The organism is Flavisericum labens (assembly GCF_045446075.1).
GTDB classification, from domain to species: Bacteria; Bacteroidota; Bacteroidia; order Flavobacteriales; family Flavobacteriaceae; genus Flavisericum; species Flavisericum labens.
On sequence record NZ_JBJJBQ010000010.1, the window covers coordinates 68,904 to 81,307 of the forward strand.

A 12,404-nucleotide genomic window follows, 5' to 3' on the forward strand; every position below is an offset into this window, starting at 1 on the left:
ATGGAATTTTTGAACCTGCCTCCAAGTACAAAAGTCAATAGATTTATTCCTAAAAATGCATTCGATAAATATACAAGTGCAAGGCAAAAGAAGCTTTTTGTTGAAAAAGTAAGTAAAATTACTTGGCTAAATAAGTTGTCCAAGGAAACTGTAAACCTTGAAGCTAAGGAAATTCAAGAGATACAAATTTTTAAGGTAGAGTTAAAGGCTAAAGAAGATATAAAAGAAGTGTTAGAGGTGATTGATAAATCAATTCCCTATCCTATTATATTTTTGGTTCAATATGATGAGCAATTTTACTTTTCTTGTTCCTCAAAACACCCTCATCCAATAGCCGAAGATAATTCTGTTATAGATTGGACATTTATATCCTCTTGGCAGGGTATAAATGAGAAAACATACTTATTAAACTTGAGAACAAGTTTAGATTGGGTTTTTAAAGACTTTTGTGTGCAATTATCGGGAAAAGAAAATTTGAAAAAGAGTTCTTTGGAGACACTTGTTAGTTATCAAAAACAAGTTGATATAGTAGAAAAGGATATATCCAAATTGAAGTCTGCAATATCGCGAATGAAGCAGTTTAATAAAAAAGTAGAATTGAATAATGAATTAAATGATAAGCTACGAGAGCTAGAAAAACTAAAAGGTAAGTAATGGAATTAACTAAAACAGATTTCATACAATATCTGAATTGCTCAGAGTCTTTGTGGCTTCTGAAAAATAAGCCAAAAGATTATCCTAGTGGAGAATTTTCTCTTTTTTTACAAAAGCTGATAGATGAAGGGTATGAAGTTGAAGAGCAGGCGAAAAAGCTATTTCCTAATGCATTTAGTATTTCTGAATTTGGTACACCTGAAGACACTCTAAGAGCCTTTGCAGAAGATAATACTATTTTTTTTCAAGCAGCACTTAAAACTGATACAGGTGTTTTTGCCAGAGTAGATATATTAGAACATCTTCCAAATAATACATGGCATTTGTATGAAGTGAAGTCTTCAACTAGCGTTAAAAAGGATAAAAAACATAATCATTTAAAAGATGCTTGCTTTCAAAAATATGTTTTAGAACAAAATGGTTTATCAGTTTCAAAAGTTTCAATAATTCACCTTAATAAAGAGTATGTTCGTCAAGGAGATATAAATCCATCAGAATTATTACAAATTACTGAGGTAACAGAGGAGGTTCAAAATTTATATCCTGAAGTTTCAATTGAAATAGAACAAGCAATATATTTTATTAATCAAGCTGAAATAGATATGACTTCTTGCTCATGTAGATTAAATACAAGGTCTAATCATTGTGATAGTTTTTTATTATTTAATGCCAATACTCCTCAGTTTAGCATTTATGAGATTGGGAATATTAGAGCAAATAAGATAAAGGAATTAATTGATAATGATATACTAGAGATTAAAGATATACCTAGTGATTTTAAACTTAATAATAAACAAATATTGCAGTATGAATCGGTAATTCAAGATGTTCCCATTATTGCTAAGGACAGAATTTGTAAGGTCTTATCTTCATTAACATTTCCGCTTCATTTTATTGATTATGAAACCTATGCAAGTGCTGTTCCTAAAATTGATAGAGTGCGACCACATCAACATATTCCTTTTCAGGTTTCTATTCATACAATGGCAAAGGATGGAGTAATAACACATTTTGAGTTTTTAGCCGATTGTTTAGAGCTGCCAGATAAAATGGTAGAATTTATGGAGCAAAGCACAGGTCAAACAGGAACATTTATATCTTGGCATAAAAGTTTTGAGATTGGGCGTAACAAGGATATAATACATTGGATTCCAAAGTATCATGAGTATTTAGAATATATGAACTCCAATATGTTTGATTTAGAAGATGTTTTTAAGTTGGACTATGTGGATTATCGTTTTCATGGGTCAACATCTATAAAAAAAGTTCTTCCAGTTTTATTGCCAGAGCTTTCATATGACGATTTAGAAGTTCAAAATGGTACAATGGCTTTAGACCTTTGGGGGCGCATGGTTTTAGATAAAAACTTTAATCAAGATAAAAAAGAGGTAAGGGAAAGATTATTAGAATATTGCAAACTAGATACCTGGGCTATGGTTGAGTTGTATAATATTTTGAGAAAAATATAAAAAGTAAATGATAAAAAAAATTAATCATATTAGGGGTTTTGGAGTATTTAACTCATATCGAAGATCAGGAAACATTCAAGATTTCGATAAGGTTAACATAATTTATGGTTGGAATTACTCGGGAAAAACAACGATTTCAAGGGTCTTTCAGTGTTTTGAAGAAAAGGAAGTAAAAGAACATTATCCAAGTGCTGAATTTGAACTAGAAGATTATGATGGTAATAAAGGAAATCAACAAAATTTAGATATTAATGGTGGTGAGGTCAAAGTGTTTAACTCAGACTTCATTAGAGATAATATACATCTTGAAGGAGAGAGCTTTAATCCAATCTTGTTATTGGGTGAAGATGCGAAAAAAACTGAAGGTGATATTAAGAAAAAAGATGAGAATCTAGGTAGGCTTAAGAAAATAGAAAATAACCTCAATAAAGTTTATACCACAATTGAAAGCCAAATATTATCAGGCTTAACAAATCGGGCTTCTTCGATTAAAGAAACACTTCAAATTGTTCAAGCTTTTACTCGAACACACTTAAAACCAATTTTTGATGAAGTAAAAGATAACCATAGGAGTTATATTAAAACAGACAAAGAACTGCCAGTTCTTTTAAAATTAGCAACTGCTTCAGAAAATGATAAACTTCCAAAGAAGGAAGATTATTCAACTAAGTTACCCATAGCTGATTTAATTAAAGGTGCGGAAAAATTACTAAAGGAAATTCCTGAGTTTTCTTCTACCGTGCAATATTTTATAGAAAATCCAGATATAGCAAATTGGGTTGAAAAAGGATTGCCGTTACATAAAGAAAAGGAAAAATGTGAATTCTGTGGAAATGAATTGGATTCTGAGCATATTCAAACAATAGCAGCTCATTTTTCGGAGGATTTAAAAAATCATAAAAAACGATTAGCAGATTTTATAGTCCTAATTAATGAGTCAAAAATCATGAACCCTGTTTTGCAGAAAAGTGATTTTTATAAGGAGTTTTGGACAGAGTTTGTTCAATGTAATTCATCCTTAAAAGAAGAGGTAAAGTCATATAACAAGCAACTTGATAATATTATAAAGCTAGTTGAAGCAAAGAATGAAAAACCATTTCAAGCTATTACTGATTTTAGCTTAATTGAAAATAATGATGAAAGGGTTGCAGCTAAAATTAGTGCTTATAATAAGGTTGTGAAAAAGAATAGAGAAAAAACTGATAAGTTTGAAACCAACAAGGCGGATGCCCAAGCAACTTTAAAAAAGCATTATGCAGCAAAGTTTGTAGATGAAATAGAACTAGATAAAAAAGAACTAAAAATTGAACTTTATAAAAAAAGAGAAAAACATTTTCAAGAAGCTCAAACAACTCTTGCCAAAGAAATAAAAACATTAGAAGCAAAGGTTAGTAAAGCTCATAAGGGAAGTGAAAAACTTAATGAGTTTATAAATAAATTTTTAGGTCGTGATGAAATAAAAGTCGTAGTTGAAAAAGAGGGAGAGAAAGAAAGGTTTAGATTAAAAAGGAAGGAAGCCAAGGCTGTAAATCTCAGTGAAGGAGAGAAAACCGCAATTGCTTTTTCTTTTTTTCTAACAAAACTGTTAGAATGCAAAGATTTGGAAAAAGTAATAGTTTATATTGATGACCCAATTTCAAGTTTGGACAGTAACCATATTTTTCAAGTAAATGCAGTTCTAAAAGATTTTTTTTATAGAAAGGAAAATCCAAGTGATGTACATCCAAAAATACTCAACTGTAAACAATTATTTCTTTCCACACATAATTTTGATTTTTTTAGTTTATTAAGGGAGTTACCTGTTCCTAAAGGCTTCAATCGTTTCTACTATTTTGTAAAGAGAGTAAACAGTAATCAGTCGGTAATTGATAGATTACCTAAATCATTGCAAAATTATGGGTCAGAGTATCATTATCTTTTTCAATTAATTCATAGTTTTAATAGTCAAGATGAAAAAGATATAGATTCGGCTATGATATTACCAAACGCGCTACGCAGATTTGTTGAACTGTATACCTATTCCAGAATTCCTAGTATTAAAAGTGAGTCGGTTGATATACGAACTGAGCAATTATGGGGTGCTCATGAAGCAAAACGGATTTTAAAAGTTTGTCATTATTTTAGTCATGGAGCAAGTATTGATAGAATGAGTAAGCATAATGATTTTATATGTGATATAGAAAATGCAGTTAAGGATTTAATAGATTTACTTTCATCGAACGATTCTTTGCATTACAATGAATTAATTAAAGCAGTAAATAGATAACATGAATGAATCCACTCAAATAAAATGTCCTAACTGTTCAACGTCAATTGATGTTCAAGACATTCTTGCACATCAATTAGAAGAAGAAATCAAACAAAAATATCAGGCACAACTTGTTCAAGAAAGGCAGAAGTTTGATAAAGAGTTGGAAAACCTTAATAATGCTAAAGAAGAGTTTGAAAAAAGGAAAAAACAACAAAACGAGTTGTTTGAAGAGCGTTTAGAGAAAAAACTGAAAGAAGAAAAAAAGGCAATAGAGAGTAAAATAAAAGCTAAACTCGCTGAAGAGCAGTCGGAGCAGTTTAAAGAATTGCAAAAAGAACTAAATGAAAAATCTGAGCAAATAAAAGAACTTAATCGTACAAAGGCTGAGATTGAAAAATTAAAACGTGAAAAGGCAGAATTGAAAGAGGCTGCTGAGGCAGAAGCTCAAAAGAAGCTGAATGAAACCTTGCAGACTGAAAAAGTAAAAATAAGGAAAGCTGAAGAAGAAAAGAATGAGTTGAAGTTCAAAGAACTTCAAAAGCAATTGGAGGACCAAAAGAAGCTCACCGAAGAAATGAAACGCAAACAGGAGCAAGGTTCTATGCAAATGCAGGGAGAAGTTCAGGAGCTTGCAATAGAAGAGTGGTTAATGGCACAATTTCCTTTAGATTCAGTGGAAGAAATTAAGAAGGGGACAAGAGGGGGGGATTGTCTTCAAGTTGTGAATACAAGAAGCCGTCAAAATTGTGGAAGGATTTATTATGAAAGTAAAAGAACTAAAGATTTTCAACCAAGCTGGATTGAAAAATTTAAGGCTGATATGCGCGAAAAAGGAGCTGATATTGGTGTTTTGGTAACTGAAGCTATGCCCTCTGATTTTGAAAGGATGGGAATTAAGGATGGTATTTGGATTTGTAGTTACGAAGAATTTAAAGGGCTTTGCTCAGTACTTAGAGAGTCAATCGTTCAAATAAACCTTGCAGTTTCTTCTCAAGAAAATAAAGGAGATAAAATGAACATGCTATATGATTATCTAACAAGTAATAACTTCAAAATGCAGGTGGAAGCTATTGTTGAAGGCTTTACACAAATGAAATCTGATCTTGATAGTGAAAAGCGATCGATGCAAAGAATTTGGAAACAAAGAGAGAGACAAATTGATAAAGTAACAACCAATACAATTGATATGTATGGTTCTATCAAAGGTATTGCAGGTAAAGCAATTCAATCAGTAAAAGCACTGGAATTACCAAATCCAGATGAGAATGAACTCGATTAAAATATGGAAGAAGAGAAGCCATTTACGTTTGAAGAAATTAGAGTTTTGAAGAAGAGATGGGCTTGGTGCTCTAATGTCGTTCTTTGGTTAGAGAATGAAGAGAAAAGAATTATAAATAGGGTTAGAGAAAATGTTAGAAAGCAATAATGGCTTTTTTTCTATTGCTAATCGAAATAATATAAATGTTGTACCTATGTTGTACCCAATAAAATAAAAAAGGCTTCACGTTTTCGTGAAGCCTTGTCTTTTCTAGTAGCGAGATCGAGATTTGAACTCGAGACCTCCGGGTTATGAATCCGACGCTCTAACCAACTGAGCTACCTCGCCTAATTTAAGGCTGCAAATATATAAACAAAATTGGTGTAAGCAAACCAAACCCTCAGAAAATATTCTTAAAAATTCTTGTAATTCTTATCAATTAATGTATATATTGGGCATTATAAATTTCACAGTTATTTATGGACGATAAAGTTAAATTTGATATTGAATTCCCCATACACGCATCACCTCAATTGTTATACCAATATATTTCAACGCCATCGGGTCTGTCCGAATGGTTTTCAGATAATGTAAATTCCAGAGGCGAACTGTTTACATTTATTTGGGATGGCAGCGAAGAAAAAGCGAAATTATTGAATAAGAAAAGTGGAGAACGCGTTAAGTTTAGATGGCTTGTAGATGAAGAAGATGGGCAAACCTATTATTTTGAAATTAGAATTCAAGTTGATGAAATTACAAAAGACGTATCGTTAATGGTTACCGATTATGCAGAAGTAGATGAAATTGATGAATCTAAAATGCTATGGGAAAACCAAATATCTAGCCTAAAACAAGTATTAGGCTCTGCTTAGTTAAAGAAGTATATTTTAAATTATATTTGTCCCGCTGAAAAAAATGAATTTAGTGGGATTTTTTTATGATAAATTTTAACGGAAACCTTTTAAAAGAAAACAATATATTATCAATTCAAAACCGTGGTTATGCCTATGGCGATGCCCTTTTTGAAACCATAAAAGTAAGCCACGGAAAGGTTTTGTTTTGGGAAGACCATTATTTTAGGCTAATGGCCTCAATGCGCATTTTGCGTATGGAGATACCCATGAGTTTTACCATGGAATTTTTGGAAGGCCAAATAAATAAAACTTTGGATGCCACTGGTTTATTAAAAGCATCGGCGCGGGTTAAACTAACGGTTCATAGAAATGAAGGTGGATTGTACGCACCCGAAACCAATGATGTCGGTTTTATTATTTCTGCAAAAGATTTGGATGAAGACTTTTACTTGTTAGCTGACAGTTTTTACGAAGTCGATTTGTTTAAAGATTATTATGTTTCGCCGTCTCTCTTATCAACCTTAAAAACCAATAACAAAGTGCTTAACGTAGTAGCGAGTGTTTATGCCAAAGAAAACAACCTAAATAATTGTTTTCTTTTAAATACCGATAAAAAGGTGATTGAAGCCTTAAACGGAAATGTGTTTTTGGTAAAAGGCAAAGTAATTAAAACGCCGCCGTTAACCGATGGCTGTTTAAAAGGCGTTATGCGAACCCAACTTATTAATATAATTAAACAAGTTCCAGAATATGATTTGGTTGAAGAATCGGTTTCACCATTTGAAATTCAAAAAGCTGATGAAGTTTTTATAACTAACGTTATTGCGGGAATTCAGCCCGTAAGTAAGTATAGAAAGAAAGTATTTGGTAACGAAGCGGCCAAATTGTTACTTCAAAAATTAAATATAAAAGTAAGGCTGGGCTAGTTATAACTGGGGTTTTCTGGTGCGTTGGACCATATGCTGTATTCGCCACCAAATTCCAACATTTTTTCCTTCCAAAACGTTTCGTAGTCTTTTTCTATAATATTCTTTTCATAAACATTTTTTGTAACTACCCACGAATTAGCTTTTAATTCATTTTCCAACTGGTCGGTTTCCCATCCAGAATAGCCCAGAAAAAATTTAATATCTGTTTCCTTAATGGTGCGGTCTTTTATAAGCTCTGCAACCACAGAAAAATCACCACCCCAATATATACCCAAGGAAATTTCTATACTATCTGGAATAAGTTGCGGCACCTTATGGATAAAATACAGGTTGTCCTGCTCTACGGGACCACCATTGTAGACTTTGAAAGTGGCCTCTATTTCGGGGATCAGGTCGCTTATATTATATTCTAGAGGCTTATTTAGTATAAAACCAATAGAACCTTCGTGAGAATGGTCTGCCAATAAAACAATTGAACGATTGAACGAAACATCCCCAATTATCGCAGGTTCTGCAATTAATAAGTTTCCTTTTTTGGGTTTTGCTGTAACCATATGATGAGGAATTAATAACTAAATCTAATATTTATTTATTAAAAATGCAACTGTTTGGGGTATATATAAAAAAACCCCCACGTTTTGTGGAGGCTTTTTTTTCTATAAAAAGGGGCAAATTAGTTTACCGCACTTGATAAATCTGATCCAGCTTTAAACTTTACTACGTTTTTAGCTTTGATTTTTATAGTTTCTCCAGTTTGAGGGTTTCTTCCTTCTCTTGCAGATCTTTTAGAAACTGACCAAGATCCGAAACCAACTAAAGAAACTCTGTTTCCTTTTTGTAAAGCTCCTTCAATTTCAATAAGCGCACACTCTAAAGCTTTTTTTGCGGCAGCTTTAGTAATTCCTGCGTGTTCCGCCATTGCATCGATTAAATCTGTTTTGTTCATAATGTAAAATTTAATTATTAATAAATCGGTTAAACTTTTTGTTAAATCCTCTACAAATTTATACGGATTATGCAACCATGCAAGTAATGGTAAGGGAAAAACGTGGTTTTGTTGATAACTTAAATCATTTGTTAATAAACGGAAGGTATTTCATCGAGTTTTTTTGAAATATCAGTGATAATGAGGGTTTACAGCATTTTAGCATTTTCTTCAAAAGAGAACCCGTTTAAAAAAGATTTTACGTCCATGTTTCGTTTGCCTGGCAACTTTAATTCTTTAATAACAATGTAACCTTTTGAAACTACAACCTTTAGTTCCTTTTTGGTGTGTTTTATGCTTCCTGGTTCAAAATTATGCTCGGCACTTTCTTTTTCTGCACTATAGATTTTTATATCCAAGTGGTCATCACCATTTAATAATGTACACCATGCCGCAGGGTATGGGCTCAGTCCACGAATATGGTTATAAATATGATCCACAGTGTTACTCCAGTCTATTTTACAATTATCCTTGTTGAGTTTATAGGCGGTTTTTATATTTTGGGTTTCAGGCTGCGGAATGGTTTCTACATTACCTTTTTCGATTAGTGTTACCGTTTTTAAAACTAAATCACTACCGATTTCCATCAGTTTATCATGAAGGCTTCCAGCATCTTCATTAGGTTCGATATTTATTTCCTCCTGAAGAATCATGTCGCCTGTATCAATTTTTTCATCAATAAAGAACGTGGAAACACCTGTTTTTGTTTCACCATTAATAATAGCCCAGTTTATAGGAGCCGCACCACGGTAGTTAGGTAATAAGGAAGCATGCAAGTTGAACGTGCCATATTCGGGCATTTGCCAAACCGCTTTGGGCAACATTCTAAATGCCACCACAATTTGAAGGTTAGCCTTTAAAGATTTTAGTTCGCTTAGGAATTCTTGGTTTTTTAAGTTGGTGGGTTGTAACACCCTTAAGTTTTGTGAAACGGCATATTTCTTTACGGCACTCTCGTTAAGTTTTCTGCCGCGTCCAGCAGGCCTGTCAGGTGCAGTTATTACACCAACGATATTATAATGGTTTTCTACTAGCGTTTTTAATGTGGCCACAGCAAAATCTGGTGTGCCCATAAATAGTATTCTTAAATCTTTCATTTATTATAAATGTAGGTTGTGCATTTTTGTAAAATCGTCATTATTTATAAATGACTTAATTTATATGTATTTGTTGGTGTAATAGTAACAATTTGATGCTCCAATAACAACTTTAATACGGTTTTTAGTTCGGTTTGGGTACAGTCCAATTGGGTTAAAAGGTTCCTAGAAGATTGGTCTCCCAATTCAAGAATTTTAATGATACTCTTTTTTAAGGCGTTTAAATCTTTAGGTTTGTCGCTTTTTTTAGATTGAATACAAACCGAACAAATTTTGCAAGGTTGTGTGTCTTTTTCTCCAAAATACGCTAATAGCTGAACGCTTTTACAAACCGAATCGTTTTCTACATAATCAATTATCGCTTTAACTTGTTGTTGTTTCAGCTTGTTTTGCTGTTTTATTATTGAAGCGATTCTATTTATGGTCTTTTCATCTTCACGAGGTTCTATAAAAGTGACTTGAGCATCGGTTTTGGTTAGATTCAATAAGATGATTTCATCACGTTCTAGTTGAGTTAGGCCATTTATTATGGTTGCTTGATTTACTGAAGCTTTTTCTGAAACTTTACTTAAATCGATTTTGGACGGATTGTCAAAAATTCCGCCATAAAGGCGTAAAATTGATTTTACAATAATATCTAGTCTTTTGTGTGTTCCTAGATACCTAAAAAGGGTTTGATTGGATGCTATAAACTGAACGGTAGTTTTATTTTGAAACTGCCTTGATAAAGTAATGACACTATTCCTATCTAAAATAAGTAAGGCGTTGTAACATAAAATGATATTGAAATTATAGGTTTTGCAAAAAGTGTTGAAATCAAAATCGAAAGTTTGATACTGGCCCTCACCGTAAGATATTTGAAAGTAGGCACACAGCTTTCTGTAAACCTGCTTTACAAAATCTACATTGGGCAAAACATTTAAAAACTGATTTTTAACCAATTCTTTGTCGCTATTGTTTTTTAAAATAACAGCAAAGGCTTTTTCGCCATCACGACCAGCCCTACCAGCCTCCTGAAAATAACTTTCAATACTTTCTGGCAAGCTAAAATGGATAACGGTTTTAACATCGGGCTTGTCTATGCCCATACCAAAAGCATTTGTGGCTACCATTACCTGATTTTGGTTATGCAGCCAAGATGTCATATTGGTTTCTTTCTCTGTATTTGAAAGCCCGCCATGGTAATTTGTGGCACTAATGTTTTTCGATTGTAAAAAATGACTCAATTCAACAGTAAGCTTACGGTTTCTTACATATACAATGGAAGGTTTTTGATGTTTTTTTAAAATGGTTTCCAGCCTGTAGTGTTTATCATTTTCATTAAAAACCATATAGGCCAAATTAGGTCTTGAAAACGATTTTCTAAAGATTTTAGGGTCAATAAAATCGAGTTCATTAACAATATCCTGAACTACTTCTGGTCGCGCCGAAGCCGTTAAGGCAACCACATTAACCGTGGGCTGCAGCTGTCTTAAAATAACAATATTCTTGTATGCTGGCCTAAAATCGCTACCCCATTGGGAGATGCAGTGGGCTTCATCAACGGCAATTAAATTAACATTCATTTGCCTTATTCTATCCTGAACCAATTCTTGTTGCAAACGTTCTGGAGAGAGGTATAAAAATTTGTAGTTTCCGTAAATACAGTTGTCTAAAAGCGTGTCTAATTGGCTATAAGAAATACCGCTGGTTATGGCCATGGCCTTAATGCCTTTGTCTTTTAAGGCTTGCACTTGGTCTTTCATTAGTGCGATTAACGGCGAAATAACAATACAAATACCTGGTTTTGCCAATGCCGGTATTTGAAAACATAATGATTTTCCGCCACCAGTAGGCATAAGAACGAAAGTGTCTTCACCCTTTAAAACAGCCTCTATTACAGCTTCTTGATGAGGCCGGAACGAAGTGAAATTCCAATAGCGTTCTAATATGTTTATAGGGTGTTCCATTCTAAATTTTTACAGTATTTAAAATGAAATTGGTGCGGTTTTCAACGGTATCAAATGGTACATCTACTAAGTCATAGTCGAAACTTTTATAAGTACTTACCAAATGGGCATGAATTTTCAAGGCTTGATCAAAATTTTCATAACGTTCGTTGTCGTTGGTGTAAATCGCTCGCCACGGTTTTAAAATAAAAACCTTGTTGTACCTTGAATTTTTACAGGCCTCTATAAATTTTTCGGGATAGGTGTCTCCAATATAGTCCATATAGGCCAAGATATCTGGAATGCCCCTATCAAAGAAAACGGTCTCGTTCTTATAAAGTTCAGACTCAAAATATTGTTTTTGCCTACCTTTTAGCAATAATTCACTAAACATTAAAGGTTTGGTTAAAAACAGTTGGTCGGCACCATTTTTTTGGGCTTCCAAAGTAACCTGTCTCGAAACTTCCTCTAAACAATGGTGCCCTTGACGTATCAAATTATTTATTAAAGTTGATTTTCCCGTTCCTGGACCTCCGGTTATGACAATTTTATGGGTGTTCAATTTGGCTTTATTTGTTGTAAAATTCGGAATTTAACTGTTATAAAAAAAATAGAAAGTAAACCGTATATTTGCCGTCTAATATAATGTTATGGGAACTTCTCCAAATTCAGAAGAATTTTATAAAAAATTAAAAGGCCAATTACAAGACACTGCACTTTGGCCATCAGAGTACCTTTATAAGTTTATTGTGATTTCCGATAAGGAAAAAATCAAGAAAATAGAGGACCTTTTTGATAATTTGGGTGCTGTTATAAATACTAAAGAGTCAAAAAACGGTAAATATACTAGCGTTTCAATAAATGTTAGAATGAAAAATCCAGACGCAGTAATTGAAAAGTATAAAGTAGTTGCAGAAAAAGTTGAAGGTGTCATAAGTCTTTAATAATTTTTTGTATTTTGCGATTGCATAAAAACTAC

At 32.9% G+C, this 12,404-nt stretch carries 13 protein-coding genes and 1 tRNA gene; 8 read left to right on the top strand and 6 right to left on the bottom strand.

What is annotated here, in order from left to right:
* From ACIEHO_RS14190 to ACIEHO_RS14210, 5 genes are read left to right on the top strand one after another with little or no spacing between them, the layout of a single operon-like run.
* A complete protein-coding gene (locus ACIEHO_RS14190; RefSeq protein WP_406972873.1) occupies positions 1-654 on the top strand; it encodes a DUF4391 domain-containing protein in 654 nt (217 codons plus the stop codon).
* Positions 654-2,123 carry a DUF2779 domain-containing protein gene (locus ACIEHO_RS14195; RefSeq protein ID WP_406972875.1) on the top strand — a complete coding sequence of 490 codons (1,470 nt, stop codon included), beginning with the start codon at positions 654-656 and terminating at the stop codon, positions 2,121-2,123. Before ACIEHO_RS14190 ends, ACIEHO_RS14195 begins: the two co-directional genes overlap by 1 nt.
* A gap of 7 nt (positions 2,124-2,130) precedes the next feature.
* Positions 2,131-4,389, top strand: a complete 2,259-nt coding sequence (locus tag ACIEHO_RS14200; protein WP_406972877.1) for an AAA family ATPase — start codon at positions 2,131-2,133, stop codon at positions 4,387-4,389.
* A gap of 1 nt (position 4,390) precedes the next feature.
* On the top strand, positions 4,391-5,653 hold the full coding sequence (locus ACIEHO_RS14205) for a DUF2130 domain-containing protein (protein ID WP_406972879.1): 1,263 nt from the start codon (positions 4,391-4,393) through the stop codon (positions 5,651-5,653).
* A 3-nt stretch (positions 5,654-5,656) separates the two neighbouring features.
* On the top strand, positions 5,657-5,800 hold the full coding sequence (locus ACIEHO_RS14210) for a hypothetical protein (protein WP_406972881.1): 144 nt from the start codon (positions 5,657-5,659) through the stop codon (positions 5,798-5,800).
* A gap of 106 nt (positions 5,801-5,906) precedes the next feature.
* Here the strand turns inward: ACIEHO_RS14210 and ACIEHO_RS14215 are convergent.
* A tRNA-Met gene (locus ACIEHO_RS14215) sits at positions 5,907-5,980 on the bottom strand.
* A gap of 131 nt (positions 5,981-6,111) precedes the next feature.
* Between ACIEHO_RS14215 and ACIEHO_RS14220 the strand changes: the two genes are divergently transcribed.
* Together ACIEHO_RS14220 and ACIEHO_RS14225 are read left to right on the top strand one after the other, a co-directional pair.
* Complete coding sequence (locus tag ACIEHO_RS14220; RefSeq protein WP_406972883.1) at positions 6,112-6,504, top strand: START-like domain-containing protein; 393 nt, start codon at positions 6,112-6,114, stop codon at positions 6,502-6,504.
* Positions 6,505-6,569: 65 nt separating this feature from the next.
* A complete protein-coding gene (locus ACIEHO_RS14225; RefSeq protein ID WP_406972885.1) occupies positions 6,570-7,412 on the top strand; it encodes an aminotransferase class IV in 843 nt (280 codons plus the stop codon).
* On the opposite strand, the gene ACIEHO_RS14230 is transcribed toward ACIEHO_RS14225, so the two are convergent.
* The 5 genes from ACIEHO_RS14230 to ACIEHO_RS14250 form a co-directional block, all read right to left on the bottom strand.
* Complete coding sequence (locus tag ACIEHO_RS14230; RefSeq protein WP_406972887.1) at positions 7,409-7,969, bottom strand: YqgE/AlgH family protein; 561 nt, start codon at positions 7,967-7,969, stop codon at positions 7,409-7,411. The genes ACIEHO_RS14225 and ACIEHO_RS14230 overlap by 4 nt on opposite strands.
* A gap of 119 nt (positions 7,970-8,088) precedes the next feature.
* Positions 8,089-8,361, bottom strand: coding sequence for an HU family DNA-binding protein (locus ACIEHO_RS14235; RefSeq protein ID WP_092580684.1), 273 nt, complete (start codon positions 8,359-8,361; stop codon positions 8,089-8,091).
* Positions 8,362-8,549: 188 nt separating this feature from the next.
* Entirely contained in the window at positions 8,550-9,497 is a 948-nt protein-coding gene (gene fmt, locus ACIEHO_RS14240; protein WP_406972889.1) for a methionyl-tRNA formyltransferase, read from the bottom strand.
* 44 nt (positions 9,498-9,541) lie between these two features.
* On the bottom strand, positions 9,542-11,446 hold the full coding sequence (locus ACIEHO_RS14245) for a RecQ family ATP-dependent DNA helicase (protein WP_406972891.1): 1,905 nt from the start codon (positions 11,444-11,446) through the stop codon (positions 9,542-9,544).
* Position 11,447: 1 nt separating this feature from the next.
* Positions 11,448-11,987, bottom strand: coding sequence for an AAA family ATPase (locus ACIEHO_RS14250; protein WP_406972893.1), 540 nt, complete (start codon positions 11,985-11,987; stop codon positions 11,448-11,450).
* An 88-nt stretch (positions 11,988-12,075) separates the two neighbouring features.
* Here ACIEHO_RS14250 and ACIEHO_RS14255 point away from each other — a divergent pair, with 88 nt between their 5' ends.
* On the top strand, positions 12,076-12,369 hold the full coding sequence (locus ACIEHO_RS14255) for a DUF493 family protein (protein WP_406972895.1): 294 nt from the start codon (positions 12,076-12,078) through the stop codon (positions 12,367-12,369).
* Positions 12,370-12,404: the final 35 nt, after the last annotated feature.

What these genes read in the sequence shown, in the direction of transcription:
- ACIEHO_RS14245 (WP_406972891.1), bottom strand. Translation starts at nt 11,446, where the DNA reads ATGGAACACCCTATAAACATATTAGAACGCTATTGGAATTTCACTTCG.
- ACIEHO_RS14230 (WP_406972887.1), bottom strand. Translation starts at nt 7,969, where the DNA reads ATGGTTACAGCAAAACCCAAAAAAGGAAACTTATTAATTGCAGAACCT.
- ACIEHO_RS14235 (WP_092580684.1), bottom strand. Translation starts at nt 8,361, where the DNA reads ATGAACAAAACAGATTTAATCGATGCAATGGCGGAACACGCAGGAATT.
- ACIEHO_RS14190 (WP_406972873.1), top strand. Translation starts at nt 1, where the DNA reads ATGGAATTTTTGAACCTGCCTCCAAGTACAAAAGTCAATAGATTTATT.
- ACIEHO_RS14210 (WP_406972881.1), top strand. Translation starts at nt 5,657, where the DNA reads ATGGAAGAAGAGAAGCCATTTACGTTTGAAGAAATTAGAGTTTTGAAG.
- ACIEHO_RS14195 (WP_406972875.1), top strand. Translation starts at nt 654, where the DNA reads ATGGAATTAACTAAAACAGATTTCATACAATATCTGAATTGCTCAGAG.
- fmt (WP_406972889.1), bottom strand. Translation starts at nt 9,497, where the DNA reads ATGAAAGATTTAAGAATACTATTTATGGGCACACCAGATTTTGCTGTG.
- ACIEHO_RS14255 (WP_406972895.1), top strand. Translation starts at nt 12,076, where the DNA reads ATGGGAACTTCTCCAAATTCAGAAGAATTTTATAAAAAATTAAAAGGC.
- ACIEHO_RS14225 (WP_406972885.1), top strand. Translation starts at nt 6,570, where the DNA reads ATGATAAATTTTAACGGAAACCTTTTAAAAGAAAACAATATATTATCA.
- ACIEHO_RS14200 (WP_406972877.1), top strand. Translation starts at nt 2,131, where the DNA reads ATGATAAAAAAAATTAATCATATTAGGGGTTTTGGAGTATTTAACTCA.
- ACIEHO_RS14205 (WP_406972879.1), top strand. Translation starts at nt 4,391, where the DNA reads ATGAATGAATCCACTCAAATAAAATGTCCTAACTGTTCAACGTCAATT.
- ACIEHO_RS14220 (WP_406972883.1), top strand. Translation starts at nt 6,112, where the DNA reads ATGGACGATAAAGTTAAATTTGATATTGAATTCCCCATACACGCATCA.